The 17,755-nt window shown below is 68.9% G+C and carries 20 protein-coding genes; 13 read left to right on the forward strand and 7 right to left on the reverse strand.

All coding sequences use genetic code 11. From position 1 onward, the window contains the following. Window positions 1-5: 5 nt before the first annotated feature. The 4 genes from wrbA to ICG51_RS04235 are packed head-to-tail and all read left to right on the forward strand — an operon-like array spanning window position 6 to window position 3,033. Window positions 6-599: an NAD(P)H:quinone oxidoreductase gene (gene wrbA / locus ICG51_RS04220; protein ID WP_190281782.1), complete on the forward strand. Its 594-nt coding sequence runs from the start codon at window positions 6-8 to the stop codon at window positions 597-599. Continuing rightward, window positions 596-931 (forward strand): DUF2069 domain-containing protein, encoded by a 336-nt coding sequence (locus tag ICG51_RS04225; RefSeq protein ID WP_190281783.1) that lies wholly within the window; start codon window positions 596-598, stop codon window positions 929-931. The genes wrbA and ICG51_RS04225 overlap by 4 nt, the downstream gene beginning before the upstream one ends. Beyond that, window positions 931-2,508, forward strand: coding sequence for a sulfotransferase (locus ICG51_RS04230; RefSeq protein ID WP_190281784.1), 1,578 nt, complete (start codon window positions 931-933; stop codon window positions 2,506-2,508). Before ICG51_RS04225 ends, ICG51_RS04230 begins: the two co-directional genes overlap by 1 nt. 36 nt (window positions 2,509-2,544) lie before the next feature. Further along, window positions 2,545-3,033 carry an asparaginase domain-containing protein gene (locus ICG51_RS04235; RefSeq protein WP_190281785.1) on the forward strand — a complete coding sequence of 163 codons (489 nt, stop codon included), beginning with the start codon at window positions 2,545-2,547 and terminating at the stop codon, window positions 3,031-3,033. A 118-nt stretch (window positions 3,034-3,151) separates the two neighbouring features. Here the strand turns inward: ICG51_RS04235 and ICG51_RS04240 are convergent, their stop codons facing one another. After that, window positions 3,152-5,344, reverse strand: coding sequence for a pre-peptidase C-terminal domain-containing protein (locus ICG51_RS04240; protein ID WP_255428742.1), 2,193 nt, complete (start codon window positions 5,342-5,344; stop codon window positions 3,152-3,154). Window positions 5,345-5,775: 431 nt separating this feature from the next. Continuing rightward, a complete protein-coding gene (gene sufT / locus ICG51_RS04245) occupies window positions 5,776-6,327 on the reverse strand; it encodes a putative Fe-S cluster assembly protein SufT (protein WP_190281786.1) in 552 nt (183 codons plus the stop codon). 109 nt (window positions 6,328-6,436) lie between these two features. On the opposite strand from sufT, the gene ICG51_RS04250 reads away from it, so the two are divergent. Continuing rightward, window positions 6,437-6,850, forward strand: a complete 414-nt coding sequence (locus ICG51_RS04250; RefSeq protein WP_190281787.1) for a hypothetical protein — start codon at window positions 6,437-6,439, stop codon at window positions 6,848-6,850. 24 nt (window positions 6,851-6,874) lie between these two features. On the opposite strand, the gene ICG51_RS04255 is transcribed toward ICG51_RS04250, so the two are convergent. Beyond that, window positions 6,875-8,263 (reverse strand): NAD(P)(+) transhydrogenase (Re/Si-specific) subunit beta, encoded by a 1,389-nt coding sequence (locus ICG51_RS04255; RefSeq protein ID WP_190281788.1) that lies wholly within the window; start codon window positions 8,261-8,263, stop codon window positions 6,875-6,877. Continuing rightward, window positions 8,260-8,556 carry an NAD(P) transhydrogenase subunit alpha gene (locus tag ICG51_RS04260; RefSeq protein ID WP_190281789.1) on the reverse strand — a complete coding sequence of 99 codons (297 nt, stop codon included), beginning with the start codon at window positions 8,554-8,556 and terminating at the stop codon, window positions 8,260-8,262. Before ICG51_RS04260 ends, ICG51_RS04255 begins: the two co-directional genes overlap by 4 nt. A 151-nt stretch (window positions 8,557-8,707) precedes the next feature. On the opposite strand from ICG51_RS04260, the gene ICG51_RS04265 reads away from it, so the two are divergent. The 3 genes from ICG51_RS04265 to ICG51_RS04275 are packed head-to-tail and all read left to right on the forward strand — an operon-like array spanning window position 8,708 to window position 10,104. Next, window positions 8,708-9,283: an RNA polymerase sigma factor gene (locus ICG51_RS04265; RefSeq protein ID WP_190282350.1), complete on the forward strand. Its 576-nt coding sequence runs from the start codon at window positions 8,708-8,710 to the stop codon at window positions 9,281-9,283. Beyond that, window positions 9,280-9,663 carry a hypothetical protein gene (locus tag ICG51_RS04270; protein ID WP_190281790.1) on the forward strand — a complete coding sequence of 128 codons (384 nt, stop codon included), beginning with the start codon at window positions 9,280-9,282 and terminating at the stop codon, window positions 9,661-9,663. Before ICG51_RS04265 ends, ICG51_RS04270 begins: the two co-directional genes overlap by 4 nt. 3 nt (window positions 9,664-9,666) lie before the next feature. Continuing rightward, window positions 9,667-10,104, forward strand: coding sequence for a DUF3106 domain-containing protein (locus ICG51_RS04275; protein ID WP_190281791.1), 438 nt, complete (start codon window positions 9,667-9,669; stop codon window positions 10,102-10,104). On the opposite strand, the gene ICG51_RS04280 is transcribed toward ICG51_RS04275, so the two are convergent. Continuing rightward, window positions 10,105-11,208 carry an NAD(P) transhydrogenase subunit alpha gene (locus tag ICG51_RS04280; RefSeq protein ID WP_190281792.1) on the reverse strand — a complete coding sequence of 368 codons (1,104 nt, stop codon included), beginning with the start codon at window positions 11,206-11,208 and terminating at the stop codon, window positions 10,105-10,107. A 71-nt stretch (window positions 11,209-11,279) separates the two neighbouring features. Between ICG51_RS04280 and ICG51_RS04285 the strand changes: the two genes are divergently transcribed. From ICG51_RS04285 to ICG51_RS04295, 3 genes are all read left to right on the forward strand, one after another. Further along, window positions 11,280-11,849: a nitroreductase gene (locus ICG51_RS04285; RefSeq protein WP_190281793.1), complete on the forward strand. Its 570-nt coding sequence runs from the start codon at window positions 11,280-11,282 to the stop codon at window positions 11,847-11,849. Between the two features lie 83 nt (window positions 11,850-11,932). Then, the gene (locus tag ICG51_RS04290; protein WP_190281794.1) at window positions 11,933-12,820 is read left to right on the forward strand and encodes a 5'-3' exonuclease H3TH domain-containing protein; all 888 of its coding nucleotides are present in this window, start codon (window positions 11,933-11,935) and stop codon (window positions 12,818-12,820) included. Between the two features lie 52 nt (window positions 12,821-12,872). After that, window positions 12,873-13,415, forward strand: a complete 543-nt coding sequence (locus ICG51_RS04295) for an NUDIX hydrolase (protein WP_190281795.1) — start codon at window positions 12,873-12,875, stop codon at window positions 13,413-13,415. Window positions 13,416-13,419: 4 nt separating this feature from the next. On the opposite strand, the gene pip is transcribed toward ICG51_RS04295, so the two are convergent. Both pip and prmC read right to left on the reverse strand, forming a co-directional pair. Next, window positions 13,420-14,367: a prolyl aminopeptidase gene (pip, locus tag ICG51_RS04300; protein ID WP_190281796.1), complete on the reverse strand. Its 948-nt coding sequence runs from the start codon at window positions 14,365-14,367 to the stop codon at window positions 13,420-13,422. A gap of 62 nt (window positions 14,368-14,429) precedes the next feature. Further along, window positions 14,430-15,263, reverse strand: a complete 834-nt coding sequence (gene prmC / locus ICG51_RS04305; RefSeq protein WP_190281797.1) for a peptide chain release factor N(5)-glutamine methyltransferase — start codon at window positions 15,261-15,263, stop codon at window positions 14,430-14,432. 186 nt (window positions 15,264-15,449) lie between these two features. On the opposite strand from prmC, the gene ahpC reads away from it, so the two are divergent. Together ahpC and ahpF are read left to right on the forward strand one after the other, a co-directional pair. Continuing rightward, window positions 15,450-16,013, forward strand: a complete 564-nt coding sequence (gene ahpC / locus ICG51_RS04310) for an alkyl hydroperoxide reductase subunit C (RefSeq protein ID WP_190281798.1) — start codon at window positions 15,450-15,452, stop codon at window positions 16,011-16,013. A 159-nt stretch (window positions 16,014-16,172) separates the two neighbouring features. Further along, a complete protein-coding gene (gene ahpF, locus ICG51_RS04315; protein ID WP_190281799.1) occupies window positions 16,173-17,753 on the forward strand; it encodes an alkyl hydroperoxide reductase subunit F in 1,581 nt (526 codons plus the stop codon). Window positions 17,754-17,755 lie beyond the last annotated feature (2 nt).

Consider the following 17,755-nt stretch of genomic DNA (forward strand, 5'->3'; position numbering starts at 1 on the left):
CGCGCATGCCCGAGATCCTGGTCCTGTACTACAGCCGCGGTGGCTCGGTGGCGCGGCTGGCCCGGCAGATCGCCCGTGGCATCGAGGAAGTCGACGGCATGCAGGCACGCCTGCGCACCCTTCCGCCGGTGGCGCCGGTGACGCAGACCGCGCAGCCGCCGGAACCGGAAGACGGCGCGCCTTACGTCGAAAAGCGCGACCTGGCCGAATGCGCCGGCCTGCTGCTGGGCAGCCCCACCCGCTTCGGCAACATGGCGGCCCCGGTCAAGCATTTCCTCGACACCCTCGGCGCGGAATGGGCCAGCGGCACGCTGGTCGGGAAGCCGGCGGCGGCGTTCACCTCCACCGCGACCATGCACGGCGGCCAGGAGTCGACCCTGCTGACCATGCTGGTACCGCTGCTGCACCACGGCTGCGTGGTCGCCGGGATCCCGTTCACGGAAGCTGCGCTCAACACCACCCGCAGCGGCGGCACGCCCTACGGCGCCAGCCACGTTGCCGGTATCGACGACGACCCGCAGCTGAGCGAGGACGAAACCGTGCTGGCACGTGCGCTGGGCCGCCGCATCGCCCTGCTCGCGCAGCGGCTGCAGGCATGAGCGCGCAGCGCTACCTGGCAGCCGCGCTGGGCGCACTCGCCGCGTTGTTCGTCGGCTGGTCGGCGACGCGTGCCGACGCACTTTCCGGGCTGCTGGTGTTCGCCTTGCCGCCCGCCCTGCTGGCGATCGCTGCCCTGTCCGGCTGGCGCCGCGCCGGTTTCACCGCCGCGGTGCTGGCGCTGCTGTGGTTCAGCCACGGCGTGATGCTGGCATGGGCGGAACCCGCGCAGCGGCTGTTCGCACTGGCGGAGGCCGCGCTGGCGCTGCTGGTGGTGCATGCCGCCTGCCTGCCCGGCATCCGCGCCCGCCGGGAGCGCCGCCGGGAAAGCTGATGGCCGCCGATCCGCGCATGGCCGGGCTTGCCCCGGAGGTGGTGGCGACGGTGCATGCCGGCGCCCGCGCGTTGCGCGACGGCGACCCGCGGCACGCTGAAACGCTACTGCAGCAGGCATGCCGGCAAGCGCCGGGGCATCCGGAACCGCTGCGCTACCTGGCGATCCTGCAACTGCACACGCGCCGGGCCCCGCAGGCCATCGACACGTTGCAGCGCGCGCTGGCGTTGGCAGCGGACGACGCGCTGCTGCATTCCGACCTGGGCACCGCCGCATCCGCCTGCGGCCAGGCCGATGCCGCGCTGGACAGCTGGCGGCGCGCCTGCGAACTCGACCCCGCGCAGCCGACGCCATGGTTCAACCTCGGCCGCAACCTGCAGCAGCGCGGCGATACCGATGCAGCCATCGACGCGCTGGAGCGCGCCACCGCGTTGGCGCCCACCCTGTTGCCCGCACAGGTGCTGCTGGGTGACGCGCTGGCGCACGCCGGTCGCTTCGATGCATCCGCCGCCCGTTACCGCGAGGCGTTGCGGCTGCATCCGGCCTGCGGCGATGCCTGGCGCGGCCTCTCCAACATCAAGACGGTGCCGCTGGGGGACGACGATGCGGCCCTGCTGCGCGCACAACTGCAGCGCCGCGACCTGACCGCCGCGGACCGCGTGGCGATGGGCCACGCGCTGGGCAAGCTGGAGGAGGACCATGGCCGCTACGAAGCGGCATACGCCGCATTCCAGGCCGCCAACGGGCTGCAGAAGCAGCTGACTCCCTGGCGCGCGCAGCCGTTCGAACGCTATGTCGAGGAGGCCCTCGCGGCCACCGCCCACCTGCCGCCGCCGCTGGACCCGGCGCTGGGGCAGGACGCGATCTTCGTCGTCGGCCTGCCGCGCTCCGGCTCCACCCTGTTCGAACAGATCCTGGCGGCGCACCCGCTGGTGGAGGGCGCGGGCGAACTGCCGGACCTCGGCATCGTGCTGCAGCAGGAATCGCTGCGCCGTGGCCTGCCCTATCCGCAGTGGGTGGCCGACGCCACCGCCGCCGACTGGGATCGACTGGGACGGCAATACCTGGGGCGTACGGCGCACTGGCGCAACCAGCACCCACGCTTCACCGACAAGCATCCGGACAACTGGAAGCATGCCGGCGTGCTACGCGCCATGCTGCCGGGCGCAGTCGTGGTCGAAACCCGGCGCGCGCCGCTGGAAACCGCGTGGTCCTGCTACAAGCAGCAGTTCTACGCCCAGCCCCACTTCGCCAATGACCTGACCGATATCGCCTGCTACCTGCGCGGCTGCGAACGGGCGATGGCGACCTGGCGCGCGCGCGACCCCGGGCACATCTTCCTGCATCGTTACGAATCCCTGCTGGAAAACCCGGAGCCGGCGATCCGGGGACTGCTGCGCGACTGCGGGCTGGCATTCGATCCGGCCTGCCTGGCACCGCACCGGGCCACCCGCAGCGTGCGCACGGCCAGCGCCGCGCAGGTGCGCCAGCCGCTGCGCGCAGGCACCGCCCGCGCCGTCGCCTACGGCAGCCTGCTCGACCCGCTGGTGTCGCTGCTGGCGCCGCTACTGTCCTGACGGGCATGCCGCGCGCGGGGGTTTTACAATGCGCGCATGGACAACCTGCTCATCGTCACCACCGGCGGCACCATCGACAAGATCTACTTCGACGACAAGTCGGACTACCAGATCGGCGAGCCGCAGATCGGCATGATCCTGCGCGAGCTGGGGGTGACCTTCCAGTTCAACGTGATCCCGATCCTGCGCAAGGATTCGCTGCACATCACCGACGACGACCGTGAGCTGATCCGCGCCACCATCGCCGCCCAGCCCACCCGCCACGTGCTGGTGACCCACGGTACCGATTCGATGGTCGCCACCGGCAAGGTGCTGCAGAGCATCCCCGGCAAGACCATCGTGATGACCGGCGCGCTGAGCCCGGCGCGCTTCCGCGGCTCCGATGCCGAGTTCAACATCGGCTGCGCGATCGGCGCGGTGCAGTCGCTGCCGGAAGGCGTGTACATCGCCATGAACGGCCGCATCTGGTCGCCGGACAGGGTGCGCAAGAACGTGGCCGCCAATCGGTTCGAAGAAGCGAACTGACGCCGTCCCGCGCTGCGCGCAACGCCCCGAACGAAAAGACCCCGGCCAAGGCCGGGGTCTTCGTTTCACCCGAGTGCGTCGGAAGCTGCGCCGCGATGCGGCGCAGCCCCGGGCAGGCTCAGTTGGTGCCGTAGGTCAGGGTGACCCCGGAGAACGACGAGTACGCACGCACCTTGATGTAGTAGGTGGTGGCGCTGGTCGGGGTCAGCGTGCAAGTTTCGGCATTGCCGGTCTTGTACGGGCGGCAGGTGTAGCTGCTGGTGGTCGGCTCGGCGCCGGCACGGACGTACAGGTCGGCGTCACCGGTGCCACCGGCGATGCTGATCGTCGCGGTCTTGCCTGCTGCGACCGCCAGCGTGTAGGTGCTCGACCAGCTGCCCGACGCCACCGACGGCAGGTTCACCGTGGTGGTGCCACCGCCGCCACCGCCACCGGTGCTGTAGTCACCCTTCAGGCTGACGCCGGAGAACGCGGAGTAAGCCTTCAGCCGGACGTAGTAGGTGCCGGCCGACGGCGTGGCGATGGTGCAGCTTTCGGCATTGCCGGACTTGTACGGACGGCAGTCATAGGAACTGTCGGTCGGCTTGCTGCCGAACTTCACGTACATGTCGGCATCGCCGGTGCCACCGGACATGGTGAACACCAGGTTGCTCGCACCCGAGGGCACCTGCAGGGTGTAGACCACTTCGCCGCCGGTGCTGGCCGACAGGCCGGTGACCGTCACGCCCTTGGTCAGGACGCCGCCGGTGCTGCCACCACCGCCGCCGCCCGAGCAGGACACGCCCACCGCGGTGAAGGCGGCGGTCACGTCGGCCTTGGTGTAGCCAAGGTCGGTGGCCGCGGTCTCGACGCCGCAAGCTCCCTGGTTGAAGGTGCTGCTGGCGGTCCAGTAGTCGCGGTTGGCGCGCGCGAAGACCTGGAAGGCCTTCATCGTGTTCCAGCCGGTCTTCTTGGCCAGGGTGCAGAACGCCTTGTTGTAAACGCCCGAGCTGTAGTGCACGTCCATGCTGCTGGTGAAGTCGGCGGCATTGTCGATGGAGCTGCCGTCCTGGGTCGGGTTGCACATGTAGCGCAGTGCACCGCTGCCCTTGAAGATGTCCGCGCCCACCAGCCAGTCGTTGCTGCCGCGATCGAAGTACTCGGCCGCTTCGCCCGCCATGTCGGAGAAAGCTTCGTTCATGCCGCCCGACTGGCCCGAATAGGTCAGGTTGGACTGCTGTTCGGTGAAGCCGTGCGAGACCTCGTGGCTGGACACGTCCAGGCTGACCAGCGGATAGAAGGTGCTGGCACCATCGCCGAAGGTCATGGCGGTGCCGTCCCAGAACGCGTTCTCGTAGTTGGTCTTGTAGTGGACCTTCATGACCAGCTGGAAGGTCAGCGGCGCCATGCCCAGATAGGACTGGTACATGTCGAAGATCACGCCGCCGAAGTGGTGGGCGTCGTTCAGCGGCGAGTAGGCGCCGTTGATCGACTTCACCGTGTTGCGCGGGCAGGTGTACGAGAACGCCGTGGAACCCGTGGTGCCGCCATTGAGGTTGACGGTCTTCACGTTGGTGTTGCTCATGGTGCAGGTGGTGCCACTCTGCGTCACGTTCAGGTAGCCATAGTCGGTACCGTACTCGTACTGGCCGGTCTTCTGGTTGCCGCCGGGGCCGGTGCCGACCAGCGCGTGCTGCAGGTTCTCCCAGCGCTTGATGACCTTGCCGCTGATGGCATCCAGCACGATCACCGGGCGGGTGGGCCCGGCCGCTGCCGAATCGGCGACGAAGGTCACCGCGTACGCCAGATGGCCCTGGCCGGCGTCGTCGATGTAAACGACCAGGTCCGTCTTCTCGTCACGGGTCAGCATCCCCGCGATGCCATTGCCCAGTGCGAGGCGCTTGGCAGCCACCAGCGCGGCGGCCTTGCCGAACTTCGGGGTGGTCGAGGCGATGTCGGCCTCGAGGCCGGAGACCAGGTTGCCGAACATGGTCCGGACGTTGCCGTTGCGATCCTCGCTGACGACCACGCCCTGGCCGAACACCGGGATGCCACGCCATGCCTGGTCGTAGCGGTAGTTGCGGACGCCTCGGTCCTGGCGGGTGGCGCGCATCAGCAGGGTGCTGTTGGCGTCGGTGCGCATGAACTGCGCATGGCGGCGGTTCGCCATCGGGGCGACGCCCTGGGTCGCGGTGAGCGACTGGTACTGCTGGCGCAGCTGGTTGACGTTGCGCTGGTGCAGGTCGGCCCGCTGTGCCGCGTTGGCGCCGGAAGCGGCGAGCGCGAACAAGATGGCGGTACCGAGGAGGTTGGTAGTGCGGAAACGGTTCACTGGCGATTATCCCTGGGTTGTTGGTTGAGTGGCCGCGATCGCGGCGACGGACGAACAACTTCACAGCCCACCTGCGTGCTTCTGGCGTGGACCGCCATGTGGTTGCGGCGCCGGTGTCGCTACGGAACCTGAACAGATACCGAAGCGATCGCCGACCGTCGGACCAACCGGACGGCTCGACAAAGAAGGATGGGGAATGGCGGTATAACCAGAAATTATCGAACGTCAGAAACCAAGCAGCGGCAAGGTTTCAGCTGTTACGATGAGCCTGCTGCGCCGCAGCAAACCAACCCGGGAATCGCGCGTGTCCGGAGTTTTTGCGGCACTGCATCACACTCTTGCGCTGCCGCAATGCGTCACATTACGACCCTGAATGACTAGCCCGATAGTCACAGCCGGCGCGCGGACGCGAGTCCACGCCACCCGCGAAATCAGAACATCCCGGTCTCGAGGCGGGCCACGTCCGACATCATGGTCTGGTTCCACGGCGGGTCGAACACCAGTTCTATATCGGTCGCGACCACGGTCGGGATCTTTTCCAGCTTGCTGCGCACGTCATCCACGAGGATGTCGCCCATGCCGCAACCGGGCGCCGTCAACGTCATCCGCACCCTGACCCCGCGGCCGCCTTCTTCCGGCTGGTACAGCTCGGCCAGATACACCAGGCCCAGGTCGACGATGTTGACCGGGATTTCCGGATCGAAGCAGGTCCGCAGCTGGTCCCACACCACCCGTTCGACATCGGCATCGGTGGCGCCCTCGGGCAGTTCCAGCGGCTCGGCCGGCTGCTTGCCGATGGCATCGCCATCCTCGCCGGCGATGCGCATCAGGTTGCCTTCCACGAATACCGTCCAGCTGCCGCCCAGTGCCTGGGTGATGTAACCGACGGTGCCTGCGGGCAGGGTGACCTCGTCGCCCTGCGGGACAAGGACGGCGGCGCAATCGCGCTCGAATCGGACGGGTTCGCTGCTGCGGGAGTACATGGCGGGGAGAGATGGCCGTATCGAATCCGTACCATTCTAGTCCCAATCGAATTGCCCGTCTGCGTTCGCGATGGGATCATCGCCGGCCATTTGATCTCGATCAGCCCGCATGCCCGACCGCGCCACCTCGACGCCCCGCTGGTACGCCCTGCCCCTGCTGGCACTGGGTGCAGCCGGGTTTGCCGCCGCCTGGATGCTGCTGGCGCTGGCGCTTGACCGGCAGTGCAGCTGGCTGGCGCCGCTGGCCGCGCTGGACATGGCGCTGTTGCTCAAGCTGGCGAAATGGCCGGCCGCGGGCTCCCGGCGCGCGCTGGCGGTGGCGGCCAGCGTCGCCGTCATCGGCGCCGCGAATGCGCTGATCGTGGCCGGACAGATCGGCCAGAGCTTCGGCCTGCGGCCCTGGGAATCCGCACTGAAACTGGGGCCATCCTACGCATGGCTGCTGGCCGGCATGGCCAACGGCGGGATCGACCTGCTGTTTTACGCCGCCGCACTGCTGGTGGCGTGGTGGGCCGCGCGCTGAGGCGCGAGCCGCCTGCGCCGGTCGTCAGTGCCCGCCGTCCAGCGCCTTCAGTTCACTGACCAGCGCATTCGCCATCTCGCTGCCGTCGCCATACAGCATGCGGGTGTTGTCGGCGTAGAACAGCGCATTCTCGATGCCGGCGAAACCGGTGCCCTTGCCGCGCTTGATCACGATGGTGTTCTTCGAATTGACCACGTCGAGGATCGGCATGCCGTAGATCGGACTGGCCGGATCGGTCTTGGCCACCGGGTTGACCACGTCGTTGGCGCCGATCACCAGCGATACATCGGTATTGGCGAACTCCGGGTTGATGTCGTCCATGTCGGCGATCAGGTCGTACGGCACGCCGGCCTCGGCCAGCAGCACGTTCATGTGCCCCGGCATGCGCCCGGCGACCGGATGGATGGCGAACTTCACCTTCACCCCACGCTCCTGCAGGCGCTGGGTCAATTCCCAGATCTTGTGCTGCGCCTGCGCCACCGCCAAGCCATAGCCGGGCACGATCACCACGCGCTCGGCGAAAGCCATCATCGCGGCCACATCGGCCGCCTCGATCGGCTTCATCGAGCCGCCGATTTCCTGCATCGCCGCGCCGCCGCCACCGAAGTTGGAGAACAGCACGTTGCCGATCCTGCGGTTCATCGCCTTCGCCATCAACCGCGTGAGCAGCATGCCGGCCGCACCGACCATGGTGCCGGCGATGATCAGCGCCTCGTTGCCCAGCACGTAACCCTCGAACGCCACGGCAAGGCCGGTGAAGGCGTTGTACAGCGAGATCACCACCGGCATGTCGGCGCCGCCGATCGGCAGCGTCATCAGCACGCCCAGCGCCAGCGACAGCACGAAGAAGGCGACGATCCACGGCATCGCCAGGGTCTGCAGCGCCATCACGCCACAGGCCACCGCCGCCAGCGCGACCAGCGCGTTGAACCACTGCTGGCCCGGAAAGGTGTAGCGCTTGTCCATGCGCCCGTCCAGCTTGGCCCAGGCGATGATCGAGCCGGTCAGCGACACCGCACCGATCAGCGCGCCGATCACGGCAAGCGACAGGGTGAACGTGGAGGGCGCCGGGGCGCCGGACGAATACCGAACCAGCTCCACCGCGCCGATCGCGGCCGCGCTGCCGCCACCCATGCCGTTGAACAGCGCAACCATCTGCGGCATGTCGGTGATCGCGACCTTGCGACCCCAGGCCCAGTTCAGGCCGACGCCGATCACGATCGCCGCCAGCATCAGGCCGATGTTGTGCAGCTCTGGCAGGAACAGGGTGGCGACGGTGGCGATCAGCATGCCCGCGCCGGCCCACTGGATGCCGCTGCGCGCCGTCTTCGGGCTGGCCATGCGCTGCAGGCCCAGCAGGAACAGAGTGGCGGCGACGAAGTAGCTCAGCTTGACCAGGGTCAGCACGCTCACTTGGCGCCCCCCTTCTTGCTGGCCTTGAACATTTCCAGCATCCGCTCGGTGACCACATAGCCGCCGGCGGCATTGCCTGCGCCCAGCAGCACCGCGACGAAGCCCAGCGCCTTTTCCAGCGTGGTATCGGCGTGCCCGAGCACCACCATCGCACCGATCAGCACGATGCCGTGGATGAAGTTGGAACCCGACATCAGCGGGGTGTGCAGGATGACCGGCACCCGCGAGATGATGACGTGGCCGGCGATCGCCGCCAGCATGAAGATGTACAGCGCCACGAACCCGTCGCCCACAGCCCACCTCCCCGGTTGCCTGTCCGCATCATAACGATATGTCCGGACTCTGCGGCCCCACGGCCACGCGCCATGTCAACCACGGCCGGGGCCGTGCGTTTCCCAGCACATGGCCGGCGCAATCCCGCGCCGGCCCGCCATCTGGGCCACCATGCTGCTGCTCGCCCCCGCTAAGCTTGGACCGGTGAACGCCGAAGTCCCGCCGCCCTCGCCCGAGCCGGTCACGCTGGAAGCGTTCCTGCGCGGCATCGACGCGCGCGCCTTCCGCTTCGCCGAGCTGGGCCTGCGTCACCGCGAGGACGCGCTGGACGCGGTGCAGGACGCGATGCTGAAGATGCTGGCCTACCGCGACCGACCGGCTTCGGAATGGAGCCCGTTGTTCTGGAGCATCCTGCGCAACCGCATGGTGGATATGCAGCGACGCGGCCTGCTGCGGCTGCGCTGGCTGCTGCCCGGTAGTACCGACAGGGACGGCGAAGCACTGGACTGGGCGGACGATGCACCCGACCCCTCGCGCAGCCATGACGGCCGCGAAGCGTGGGAGCGCATCGGCGCCGCCCTGCGCAAGTTGCCGGCGCGCCAGCGTGAAGCATTCACCCTGCGGGTGCTGGAGGAGCTGGATGTGGCCGACACCGCACGCGTGATGGACTGCAGCGAAGGCTCGGTAAAGACGCACCTGTCGCGCGCGCGCGCGGCGCTGCAGAAGCAACTGGAGGATTTCCGATGAACACCCACCCGTCCGACCACGGCCTGATGGACGCCGACGCCCGCTTCGACGCCGCCCTGCGCGCCCGCCACGCCGCCGCACTGGCGCAGCTGTCGCCGCAGGTGCGAGCGCAGCTGGCGCAGCGCCGGGGTGCCGCGCTACGCGGGCAGCAACCCGCCCCGCGCCAGCACCGGCTGCGCTTTGCGATGGCCGGTTTCGCTGCGCTGTGCGCGCTGGCGCTGGGCGTGCGCCTGTACCCGCAAGGAGTCCCGTCAACCCCCGCCGCCGCACCATCGGCGCAGCTTGCAAGCAGCACCGGCGGCAGCCTGCCGCTGGACGAGGATCCCGATTTCTATGCCTGGCTGGGTTCGGCGGATGCCCCCCGGCTGGCAATGGAGTAAGCCATGTATCGCCACTTCGCCCCCCTGCTCCTGCTCGCCAGCCTTGCGCTGGCGCCCACCACGGCCCTCGCACAGGAGGCCAAGGCCGACGCCATGCCGGCGTGGGACCAGCTCACCCCCGCCCAGCGCGAGCTGCTGATCGCGCCAGTGCGCGACCGCTGGAACCGCGAACCTGAAAAGCGCGAACGCTTCATGGAATACGCCAAGCGCTGGAAGGCGATGCCGCAGCCGCAGCGTGAGCGCGCACGCCACGGCATGCAGCGCTGGGAAGGGATGACGCCCGAGCAGCGCGAGCAGGCCCGCGCCCTGTTCCACGCGGTGCGCGGCCTGGACAAGGACGCGCGTGGCGAGTTCATGGAGAAATGGCGGCAGATGACGCCGCAGCAGCGCACCGATTGGGTGAAGACACACCCGGCGCCGGAGCGCCGCGATCCGGATTGATCAGCCGGCCGGCGGCGTCCGCTCCGGCCAGACCGTCTTCGCCAGCAGCTCATCGCCCCAGTCGAACGCCAGGGCGCCGTCCTTGAGCAGCAGGCTGACGAAATTGAACACGTTGCGGGCGTACATCTCACTGGCGTGCTGGGCGCCCATCGACGCCAGGTTGAGTGGGCCGGCGATGGTGACGCCGCCATTCTCCACGTTTTCACCGGGGCGGGTCAGCTCGCAGTTGCCGCCGGTTTCCGCGGCCAGGTCCACGATCACGCTGCCCGGCTTCATCCCCGCCACCATCGCTGCCGACACGATCTTCGGCGCCGGCCGTCCCGGCACCGCGGCGGTGCACACCACCACGTCGATGTTCTTCAGGTGTTCGGCCAGCCGGCGCTGCTGCTCGGCGCGCTCCTCGTCGGTCAGCGCACGTGCATAGCCGCCCTCGCCCGCGGCGCTGACGCCGAGGTCGAGGAACTTGCCACCCAGTGACTCGATCTGCTCGCGGGTTTCCGGCCTGACGTCGAAGCCTTCCACCTGTGCGCCCAGCCGCTTGGCGGTGGCGATCGCCTGCAGGCCGGCCACGCCGGCGCCGACGATCAACACCTTCGAAGGACGGATGGTGCCGGCCGCGGTGGTCAGCATCGGGAAGAACCGCGGCGCCAGCTGGGCAGCGATCAGCACCGCCTTGTAGCCGGCCATGCCCGCCTGCGAACTGAGCACGTCCATCGCCTGCGCACGGGTGGTGCGCGGCAGCCGCTCCAGCGGGAAGGCGACGATGCCGCGCGCGTGCAGCGCTTCGCCGCGCGCCGGGTCGGCCTGCGGATGCAGGCTGCCCACCAGCACCGCACCCGGCTTCAACGCGGCGATGGCCGCATTCGAAGGCGGCTGCACGCAGGCCACCAGGTCGGCGTCGGCGGTGGCGTCTTCGGCCAGCTGCGCACCGGCGGCGACATAGGCCTCGTCGGGAAAGAACGCGCCAGCACCAATCCCCGGCTGTACCCGCACCGTGGCGCCCGCCGCCACCAGCTTCCTGCAGGTTTCCGGGCTCAGCGCCACCCGGCGCTCGCCCGCCGCCGTTTCACGCGCCACGCCCACGATTACCGCTGTCGCCGCCATCGCCCGCTCCGCGTCAGATTGGATTCCGCATCCTACCGTTACCATGGCCCTCCCCCGCAAGCAGGCCCGCCATGCTGACTTTGGACGCCCTCGACAGCCGCCGCTCCACGCCCACCCGCCAGCTGGGCGAGCCCGGCCCCGACGAGGCGCGACTGCTGCGCATGCTTCGGACTGCGGTGCGCGTGCCCGACCACGGCAAGCGGGTGCCGTTCCGGTTCCTGCGCATTGCCGGCGACGCCCGCACCGCCCTGGCCGATGCCGCCGCGGCGCGCCTGCTGGTCCGCGAGCCGGAGGCAGGCGACGCGGTCGTGGAGAAATTGCGAACCCGCTTCACCCTGCCGCCGGTCACCGTGGCGGTGATCGCGCGGCTGGGCGACGACGCCCAGATCCCTGCTTCGGAGCGCTTTTCCACGGTCTCGTGCGTCTGCCTGCTGCTGCTGCAGGCCGCGCAGGCCGAAGGCTACGGCGCGCAGTGGCTGACCGGCTGGCCGGTCTACGACCGCGAGTTCCTGGAAACCACGCTGGGGCTTGCGGGCGACGAACAGCTGGTAGGCACGATTGCGATCGGCACCCCTGCGCTGGAGGCACCCGAGCGCGACCGGCCCGACCCGGCGGCGCTGTTGGCGGACTGGCACCCGTAGGAGCGCACCGAAGGGGCGCGAACGCTTTCGCGGAATCACGTCAAACGCGTCGCGCCCTCCCAGTGCGCTCCTACAATTGCTGCATGACCCAGCCCACGCTCCACCTCGTCGACGCCTCGCTGTACGTGTTCCGCGCCTGGCATTCGATGCCGGACGAGTTCCACGATGCCGACGGCTGGCCGACCAACGCAGTGCACGGCTTCGCCCGCTTCCTGCTGGAACTGTTGGAACGCGAGCGCCCCGGCCACGTCGTCGTGGCCTTCGACGAGGCACTGGATTCGTGCTTCCGCAACGCGCTGTACCCGGCCTACAAGGCCAACCGCGATCCGGCGCCGCCGGAGCTGCGCCGCCAGTTCGCCTGGTGCAAGGCGCTGTGCAAGGCGCTGGGCCTGGCAACGCTGGCGCATGCCGACTACGAGGCCGACGATCTGATCGGCAGCGCCGTGCACCGCGCGCGCGGCCAGGGCTTCCGCAGCGTCATTGTCTCCGCCGACAAGGACCTATCGCAGCTGCTGCACGACTTCGACGAGCAATACGACTTCGCCAAGGGCCAGCGCTGGGGCGCGGATGGCGTCAAGGCGCGCCACGGCGTGCACGCGCACCAGATCGCCGACTACCTCGCGCTGACCGGTGATGCGGTGGACAACATCCCCGGCGTCACTGGCATCGGCCCGAAATCCGCGGCGGTGCTGCTGGCGCACTTCGAATCGCTGGACGCGCTGCTGGCGCGCATCGACGAGGTGCCGTTCCTGCGCCTGCGCGGCGCCGCCACGCTGGCCACGCGCCTGCGCGAGCAGCGCGAACACGCCCTGCTGTGGCGCCGGCTGACCACCATCGCGCTGGATGCGCCGCTGCCCGAACACGGCTTTGCGCGCGGCCGTGGTGATGTCGACGAGCTGGCCGCGCTGGCCGACTGGGTGAAGTTCGGGCCGATGACGCGCAAGCGGCTGGCGGACGCTGCCGGGCTGTAGCGCGGCGAGGCGCCCCAGTTTTTCCGACACGCGCCTGCGCTAGCATCGGCGCATGAGCAACCTCAAACAGACCCTGTACGAAGGCCAGTGGCTGCGGTTGGTGCGGATTGGCCACTGGGAGTCCTGCGAGCGCACCCATGCGCAGGGCATGGCGGTGATCGTGATCGCGGTGACGCCAGCCGACGAGGTGCTGTTCGTCGAGCAGTTCCGCGTGCCGCTGGGCGCGCGCACCATCGAGATGCCGGCCGGGCTGGTCGGCGACGACCACGCCGAGGACACCCTGGTGGATGCCGCGCGGCGCGAACTGATCGAAGAAACAGGATGGTCGGCGGGCCGCGTGGAGGTGCTGCTGACCGGCCCCACCAGTTCCGGCATGAGCAACGAGCGCATCGCTTTCGTGCGTGCCCGCGAGTTGGTGCGGGTCGGCGAAGGCGGCGGCGTGGACGACGAGAACATCATCGTCCATGCGGTGCCGCGGGCGCAGGCGCCGGCCTGGCTGATGCGCAAGCGCGCAGAAGGCTTCGAGCTGGACCTCAAGCTGTGGGCCGGGCTGTGGATGATCGACCACAACCCGGACGGCAGCCCGGCGGACTGAAGGCTCAGCCGCCAGCGAACCGATCGGTTGCTTCCACGAGGGCCGCGGCGTTCTCCGCCTCGAACGCGGAGTGGCCGGAGCCCGGGCTGACGATGAGCTCGGCCATCGGCCAGACCTTGTGGAGGTCGAACGCGCTCTGGATCGGGCAGACCACGTCGTAGCGGCCGTGCACGATCACACCGGGGATGTCTTTGATCCGGTGCGCGTCGCGCAACAGCTGACCCTCTTCCTCGAAGAAGCCGCCATTGACGAAGTAGTGGTTCTCGATCCGCGCGAACGCCAGCGCGAATTCGGCGTCGCCGTGGGTATCCGCGTAGTCGGCCGGGATCTGCAGGTAGCTGGTGCCGCCCTCCCAGATCGCCCACGCTCGCGCCGCCGACAGCCGCACCTGCACATCGTCGGAAGTGAGTCGACGGTGGAAGGCCGAGATCAGGTCATGGCGCTCGACCGGCGGGATGGCGTCGATGTAGTGCTGCCATGCGTCCGGGAACAGCCGCGAGGCGCCCTCCTGGTAGAACCACTCCAGCTCCCAGCGGCGCAGCAGGAAAATGCCGCGCAGGACCAGCTCACTCACCCGCTGCGGGTGGGTTTCGGCGTAGGCCAGCGCCAGGGTCGAGCCCCAGCTGCCGCCGAACACCTGCCAACGCTCGATGCCCAGGTGCTCGCGCAGCCTCTCGATGTCGGCCACGAGGTCCCAGGTGGTGTTGTCGACCAGATCGGCGTGCGGCGTGCTGCGGCCGGCGCCGCGCTGGTCGAACAGCACGATGCGGTACTTCGCCGGGTCATGGAAGCGACGCATCTTGTCGCTGCAGCCCGCGCCCGGCCCGCCATGCAGCAGGACCACCGGCTTGCCCTCGGGATTGCCGCACTGCTCCCAGTACAGGGTGTGGCGGCCATCGACCTGCAGGGTGCCGGTCTGGTAGGGGGCGATCTCGGGATACAGCGTGCGCATGGCGGAATCCGTGCGATGTGGGGGAAGCGCATTGTAGTGCCGCGGCTTCGCCACGGCTCTGTTCAGGGACGGCGCCCCAGGGTGATGCGGTCGCGGTGCTCGAGGTCGCGCTCGGTGCCGACGTCGACAAGTCCCGCCTCGACCAGCAGCGCGCGCACCGCGTCGCCCTGCTCCCAGCCGTGCTCCAGCAGCAGCCAGCCGCCGGGGCGCAGGCAGGCGGGGGCGTCGCGGACGATGGTGCGGATGGCGTCCAGTCCGTCCGGCCCGCAGGACAGCGCCATCGGCGGCTCGAAGCGCAGGTCGCCCTGCACCAGGTGCGGGTCGCCATCGGCGATGTAGGGCGGGTTGCTGGCGATCAGGTCGAAGCATTCGCCCGCCAGCGGCGCCAGCCAGCTGCCCAGGCGGAATGCCACGTTGCCGATGCCGTTGCGCACCGCGTTGCCGCGGGCCACCTCCAGCGCCTCGGGGCTGGCATCGGTGGCCACCACCTGCGCCCGCGGCCGCTCCTTGGCAAGGGCCAGTGCGATCGCGCCGCTGCCGGTGCCAAGATCGGCCACCCGCACGGGCGTAACGGCGGGCAGCCGCGCCAGCGCCAGTTCCACCAACAGTTCGGTTTCCGGGCGCGGCACCAGCGTGGCCGGGGTGACCGTGAGTTCCAGCGTCCAGAATCCGCGCGAGCCGGTCAGATAGGCCACCGGCTCGCCCGCGGCCCGACGGGCCAGCAGGCCGTTGAACCGCATGGCTTCCGCCTCGCCCAAGGCATCGTCTGCGTGCGCGAACAGCCAGCTGCGCGGCTTGCCCAGCGCATGCGCCAACAGCAGCGCGGCATCGGCGGGATCGATCAGGTCGCGGGCGCGGGCCAGCAGGCGCGCGGCGGTAGGAACATCGACAGTCATCGCCAGATGGTAGCCAGCGCACGCGTTGACGCCAAAGAAAGGTGCCGCCGCGCAGCATGGAAGGGCCAAAAATGATAGTCTTAATCTATCAATTGAATGGTAATAATCAATTTCCAATATTGATTGCCGACACCTATGCTGGCTTCCGTTCCAGAACACTCCACCCCAACCCTCCGAGGAGCATCCATGTCCCTGATCAATACCCAGGTCCAGCCGTTCAAGGCCAACGCGTTCAAGAACGGCCAGTTCATCGAAGTGACCGAGAAGGATCTGCAGGGCAAGTGGTCGGTCCTGATCTTCATGCCGGCCGCTTTCACCTTCAACTGCCCGACCGAGATCGAAGACGCCGCCGAGCACTACGACGAGTTCCAGAAGGCCGGCGCCGAGGTCTACATCGTCACCACCGACACCCACTTCAGCCACAAGGTCTGGCACGAAACCTCGCCGGCCGTCGGCAAGGCCAAGTTCCCGCTGGTGGGCGACCCCACCCACGCGCTGACCAACGCCTTCGGCGTGCACATCCCGGAAGAGGGCCTGGCCCTGCGCGGCACCTTCGTGATCGACCCGAGCGGCACCATCAAGACGATGGAAATCCACGACAACGCCATCGCCCGCGACGTCAGCGAAACCGTGCGCAAGCTCAAGGCCGCCCAGTTCGTCGCCAGCCATCCGAACGAGGTCTGCCCGGCCAAGTGGAAGGAAGGCGCCAAGACCATCACCCCGTCGCTGGACCTGGTCGGCAAGATCTGACCCCGGCACACGCGCCCTCTTCCGCAAGGGAGAGGGTTGCGCGAAACCGATGCCACTCGCCGGTTTCGCGCAACCCTTTCTTCTTCACCGATCCGCGCCCGCAACCCCGCGCGCGTCGGCAACGCCTACCCGAATCCCGAACCCCCGCAGGAGACAGCCATGTTGGATGCCGCCCTCAAGACCCAGCTCGCCGCCTATCTGGAAAAGCTGCAGCAGCCGATCGAACTGGTCGCCTCGCTGGACGATTCCGAGGCTGCGCGCGAACTCGATGAACTGCTGGGCGAGATCGCCGCGCTGTCGCCGAAGATCACCCGCGCCAGCGGCGACGACGCCCGCAAGCCCTCGTTCCTGATCCGCCGCACCGGCAGCGACGTGCAGGTCGGCTTCGCCGCGATCCCGCTCGGCCACGAATTCACTTCGCTGGTGCTGGCGCTGCTGCAGGTGGGCGGCCACCCGGTGAAGATCGACGACGCGCTGGCGCAGCAAGTGCGCGAGCTGCCGGGCGACTACGCCTTCGAGACCTACATGTCGCTGCTCTGCCAGAGTTGCCCGGACACGGTGCAGGCGCTGAACGCGATGAGCGTGCTCAACCCGCGGATCAAGCACGTGGCCATCGACGGCGCGCTGTTCCAGGCCGAAGTCGAGGCCAAGCAGATCCTGTCGGTGCCCACGATCTACATGAACGGCGAGGAGTTCGACGCCGGCCGCATGAGCATCGAGCAGGTGCTGGCCAAGCTCGACACCGGCGCCGCGGCGCGCGCGGCCGAGGCATTGAAGGAGCGGGAACCCTATGAAGTGCTGATCGTCGGCGGCGGCCCGGCAGGCGCGGCGGCGGCGATCTACGCCGCGCGCAAGGGCATCCGCACCGGGCTGGTGGCGGAGCGCTTCGGTGGCCAGGTGCTGGACACCATGTCGATCGAGAATTTCCCGTCGGTGGAATACACCGAAGGCCCGAAGCTGGCGGCCTCGCTGGAGGCACACGTGCGCAGCTACGGCGTCGACGTGATCACCGCGCAGCGTGCCAAGGCGCTGCATCCGGCCAGTGCGACAGGCGAACTGGCCGGCGTCGAGCTGGAGAGCGGCGCCACCCTGCGCTCCCGCACCGTCATCCTCGCCCCCGGCGCGCGCTGGCGGCAGACCGGCGTGCCCGGCGAAGCCGACTACCGCACCAAGGGCGTGACCTATTGCCCGCACTGCGACGGCCCGCTGTTCAAGGGCAAGAAGGTGGCGGTGATCGGCGGCGGCAACTCCGGCATCGAGGCCGCGATCGATCTGGCCGGCGTGGTCGAGCACGTCACCGTGCTGGAGTTCGACAGCAAGCTGCGCGCCGATGACGTGCTGCAGCGCAAGCTGCACAGCCTGCCGAACACCGCCGTGCACCTGAACGCGCAGACCACCGAGATGGTCGGCGACGGCGGCAAGCTGACCGGCCTGCGCTTCACCGACCGCACCAGCGGCCAGGTGAACGACCTGGACCTGGCCGGCGTGTTCGTGCAGATCGGCCTGCTGCCCAATACCGAATGGCTGAAGGGCGCGGTGGCGCTGTCACCGCGAGGCGAGATCGTGGTCGACGACCGCGGCCAGACCAACGTGCCGGGCGTCTTCGCCGCCGGCGACGCCACCACCGAGGCGTACAAGCAGATCGTCATCGCGATGGGCTCGGGTTCCACCGCCGCGCTGTCCGCGTTCGACTTCCTGATCCGCCACTCGGCCCCGGCAGCCGAGGCCAAAGCGGCCTGAAC

Source organism: Thermomonas sp. XSG, from assembly GCF_014678725.1.
Taxonomy (GTDB): domain Bacteria; phylum Pseudomonadota; class Gammaproteobacteria; order Xanthomonadales; family Xanthomonadaceae; genus Thermomonas.

Excerpts from the sequence above, each read along its gene's own strand:
- pip (WP_190281796.1), bottom strand. The coding sequence starts at position 14,367 with ATGCGCACGCTGTATCCCGAGATCGCCCCCTACCAGACCGGCACCCTG.
- ICG51_RS04295 (WP_190281795.1), top strand. The coding sequence starts at position 12,873 with ATGAGCAACCTCAAACAGACCCTGTACGAAGGCCAGTGGCTGCGGTTG.
- ICG51_RS04290 (WP_190281794.1), top strand. The coding sequence starts at position 11,933 with ATGACCCAGCCCACGCTCCACCTCGTCGACGCCTCGCTGTACGTGTTC.
- ICG51_RS04285 (WP_190281793.1), top strand. The coding sequence starts at position 11,280 with ATGCTGACTTTGGACGCCCTCGACAGCCGCCGCTCCACGCCCACCCGC.
- ICG51_RS04235 (WP_190281785.1), top strand. The coding sequence starts at position 2,545 with ATGGACAACCTGCTCATCGTCACCACCGGCGGCACCATCGACAAGATC.
- ICG51_RS04230 (WP_190281784.1), top strand. The coding sequence starts at position 931 with ATGGCCGCCGATCCGCGCATGGCCGGGCTTGCCCCGGAGGTGGTGGCG.
- ICG51_RS04265 (WP_190282350.1), top strand. The coding sequence starts at position 8,708 with ATGCTGCTGCTCGCCCCCGCTAAGCTTGGACCGGTGAACGCCGAAGTC.
- ICG51_RS04250 (WP_190281787.1), top strand. The coding sequence starts at position 6,437 with ATGCCCGACCGCGCCACCTCGACGCCCCGCTGGTACGCCCTGCCCCTG.
- ICG51_RS04270 (WP_190281790.1), top strand. The coding sequence starts at position 9,280 with ATGAACACCCACCCGTCCGACCACGGCCTGATGGACGCCGACGCCCGC.
- sufT (WP_190281786.1), bottom strand. The coding sequence starts at position 6,327 with ATGTACTCCCGCAGCAGCGAACCCGTCCGATTCGAGCGCGATTGCGCC.
- prmC (WP_190281797.1), bottom strand. The coding sequence starts at position 15,263 with ATGACTGTCGATGTTCCTACCGCCGCGCGCCTGCTGGCCCGCGCCCGC.
- ICG51_RS04275 (WP_190281791.1), top strand. The coding sequence starts at position 9,667 with ATGTATCGCCACTTCGCCCCCCTGCTCCTGCTCGCCAGCCTTGCGCTG.
- ICG51_RS04225 (WP_190281783.1), top strand. The coding sequence starts at position 596 with ATGAGCGCGCAGCGCTACCTGGCAGCCGCGCTGGGCGCACTCGCCGCG.
- ahpF (WP_190281799.1), top strand. The coding sequence starts at position 16,173 with ATGTTGGATGCCGCCCTCAAGACCCAGCTCGCCGCCTATCTGGAAAAG.
- ICG51_RS04280 (WP_190281792.1), bottom strand. The coding sequence starts at position 11,208 with ATGGCGGCGACAGCGGTAATCGTGGGCGTGGCGCGTGAAACGGCGGCG.
- wrbA (WP_190281782.1), top strand. The coding sequence starts at position 6 with ATGCCCGAGATCCTGGTCCTGTACTACAGCCGCGGTGGCTCGGTGGCG.
- ahpC (WP_190281798.1), top strand. The coding sequence starts at position 15,450 with ATGTCCCTGATCAATACCCAGGTCCAGCCGTTCAAGGCCAACGCGTTC.